The sequence below is a fragment of the Ruegeria sp. AD11(2025) genome (assembly GCF_056542405.1).
Window position 1 is genome coordinate 1 of the sequence record NZ_JBQFZU010000079.1, and the last position, 3,000, is coordinate 3,000.

A 3,000-nucleotide genomic window follows, 5' to 3' on the forward strand; every position below is an offset into this window, starting at 1 on the left:
TGATGTCGGGCTCCACCCGTTCCAGCCCCAGCATGACGTTCCGAGCCATAGGTGGTGCGGCGTAAATCGCCGAGGCGATCAGGCCGACAACAGGGCCAAAACCAAACAGCAGAAGCAATGGCGTCAAATAAGCAAAGGGCGGGACCGTCTGCATCACGTCCAGCACGGCTTGGACAAATGATTTCACGCGCGGCACTTCGTTGGCGAGGATACCGATGGCCCCACCCATGATCAGAGCAACGGGTACAGATACTGCAACCAATGCCAGCGTGTTCATACTTTCGGCCCAATAGCCCGAAGCCAGCACAAAACTTAAGCCCAGAAAGCCGATAGTGTTGAAAAACACCATTTTTGACGGAAGGTGTTGAAAAATCCAGCCGTTGAAAGCCGGTCGAAAATTTTAGCTAGGGGGTCGGCCAAAGCACGGCATTGCCGTCGTGCCGCGCGCTCATGGCCTTCTCCGTCCAAACTGGGGTGACTTTTCAGGCGCGATGGAATTTGGCGAGAAAATGCATCATCGGAATTTTCGAGTTTTTCAACACTATCAGCCCGTTTATCAAAAATGCTGCACAGCGACCAAAGTCCGCTATGTTGGGATTCTGTTGAAAAACAACGTGTTGCAGTCGCAGAATGGGGTGACCTGAGCACGGCACGAGCGCCTTTCTGGTCAGGCGTTTCGCGTTTGCTGCGGTGCGGGAAAGATTTTCGCCAATTTGCGGAGGTTCTGGGCGGTGGCGGCGAGGAGGAATTCGTCATTTGCGCCGCACGGTCCACGTAATCGGAGCCGTCCAAGGCCTAGGATGCGCTTGAGGTGGGCGAAGAGCATCTCAACTTTCTTTCTGAGCTTCATCGCAATCTGGTACTCTTCAGTTTTGGCCAGATCTCTGGCGACCTGGCGCGCATCTTCGTGCTCTTCGCGGGTGATTTTGCGTGCATCAGCGTTGGGGCAGCATCTTTGTTTGGACGGACATACCTGGCAGACTTCTTTCAAGGCGCGATAGCGGGCTGTGCCCTTGCCCGACGGCCCCCGGTTTGGATCAGAGTAATTCCGGCGGAACTGTTTAAGCGCGTGACCCTCTGGGCAGATATATTGATCATGCTCAGCGTCCCATTCGAAGTCTGTGCGTGTCCAGGTGCCGTCGGGGCGTCCGGCCTTGTCGATGACCGGGATGTAAGGATCGATCTTGCGATCCACGAGCCAGCCGAGCATCGGGCCTGAGCCGTAGGCGGTATCGGCGATCATCCAGTCGGGGACGAGGTCGAACTTGTCCTTCACCCGGTCCAGCATCGTCTTTGTCGACCCCACTTCGGCTTGCCGGATGGATCTGGTCGCTTCCACATCCACAATCACGCTGTGATCTGTATCAACGAGGTAGTTATCAGAGTAAGCAAAGAAGGCTGGTGCCTTGTGCGCCGCTGTCCATTGGCTGGCAGGGTCCGAATATGAAATGAACTTAGGCTTGACTGGCGAGGCAGCACCAAACGCGGCCTCATCCAGGGTTTCCAGATATTCCCGAACAGCGCGCGGTGCGGTCTTGGCATCGATCTGTGCAGCATCCCATTCTTCTTGTGACGCTGAATACTGCTTGGTCGCTTCTGCCTCAATCAAGCTGGCATCAATCGCCATACGCTGGCCGCTGACCAAACCTTCTGCGATGCACCGCGCCACTGTCGTTTCGAACACGTGCCGCAAGAGTTCACTCTCGCGGAACCGACCATGGCGGTTCTTGGAAAAGGTAGAGTGATCCGGCACTCGATCAGTCAGATCGAGGCGACAGAACCAGCGATACGCAAGGTTCAGGTGCACTTCTTCGCACAACCGCCGTTCCGACCGGATGCCAAAGCAATAGCCCACCAGCAGCATGCGGATCAGCAACTCGGGATCGACGGAAGGGCGACCAGTATGACTGTAAAAATCCGCCAAATGATTGCGGATACTACTCAGGTCAACAAATCGATCAATCGACCGCAGCAGATGATTGTCCGGGACATGTTCCTCCAGGGAGAACTCATAGAACAGCTCAGCCTGAGTTTCCTGTTTTGGTCCCATCATCATCCAAACTCCCATTCAATAAGAGAATTGAATCAGCCAGATGGCCTTCGATCAAGACAGAGTTTTTCAACAGAATACGCCCTACTTACAAAAACACCCAGATATTCCCCTAACTTGAATGTCAGAAAAAAGTACTATATTTTCTGACAAGGAGAAAACTATGATCACCTCATCGATTAGACAACGCATCATTGGAAAAGGCCGGGGCGCAATCTTTGCGCCAACCGACTTTCTGGATATTGGCTCCCGCGCAAGCGTGGATCAGGCATTGTCGCGTTTGGCGGAGCAAGGGATGATCCGACGGTTAACGCGTGGGCTTTATGACTATCCGAGAAAGAGCGCCCGATTAGGGCTGTTGTCTCCGTCAGCCGATGACATAGCCAAAGCGATTGCACGCAAAGACAACCAGGTTCTACAGCCCTCCCCTGCCATGGCAGCCAACCAGTTGGGGCTGTCGACCCAAGTGCCGTCTAAGCCGATTTATATGACCGACGGCCCGACCCGCACCAAGAAAGTCGGTCGACAAGTCATCCAGTTCCGGAATGCATCATCCAAAACACTAGTTGGTGCAGGCCAGAAAACAGGCGCCGTATTTCAGGCGTTACGCTATGTTGGCAAAGACCGGGTGGATAGCCGTGTTGTCGACACGCTGGCCCGCAATCTGGATGTTAAGGACCGCGCATTGCTCGCAAAACAAAGTAGATATGTACCGGCCTGGATGCACCCGGTAGTGCAGCAAATCGTGGCGCGGAACTGATCGTGGACCAGTTTGCCAACGATACTCCAAAGAACCGTGAGGAGGCGTTTCAGGAATCGGCCGCAAAGCTTGGTTTGTCCAAAGCAATCGTCGAGAAGGATTTCTGGGTCTGTTGGTCACTGAAACATCTATTCGCCCTGCCCTCTTTTGGCGCTCACATGATCTTCAAGGGCGGGACATCGCTATCCAA

Annotated in this window: 3 protein-coding genes and 1 pseudogene; 2 read left to right on the plus strand and 2 right to left on the minus strand. The window is 54.2% G+C overall.

The features are described from left to right. Positions 1 to 349: ABC transporter permease subunit (locus ACR1XY_RS24240; RefSeq protein WP_480597325.1), on the minus strand; the 349-nt coding region annotated here is incomplete at its 3' end. A gap of 318 nt (positions 350 to 667) precedes the next feature. Continuing rightward, on the minus strand, positions 668 to 2,053 hold the full coding sequence (locus tag ACR1XY_RS24245) for an IS1182 family transposase (RefSeq protein ID WP_480424160.1): 1,386 nt from the start codon (positions 2,051 to 2,053) through the stop codon (positions 668 to 670). A 160-nt stretch (positions 2,054 to 2,213) separates the two neighbouring features. Here ACR1XY_RS24245 and ACR1XY_RS24250 point away from each other — a divergent pair, with 160 nt between their 5' ends. Together ACR1XY_RS24250 and ACR1XY_RS24255 are read left to right on the plus strand one after the other, a co-directional pair. Beyond that, positions 2,214 to 2,810 (plus strand): DUF6088 family protein, encoded by a 597-nt coding sequence (locus tag ACR1XY_RS24250; RefSeq protein WP_480424898.1) that lies wholly within the window; start codon positions 2,214 to 2,216, stop codon positions 2,808 to 2,810. 2 nt (positions 2,811 to 2,812) lie between these two features. After that, positions 2,813 to 3,000, plus strand: a pseudogene (locus tag ACR1XY_RS24255) (nucleotidyl transferase AbiEii/AbiGii toxin family protein); the annotation flags it as partial.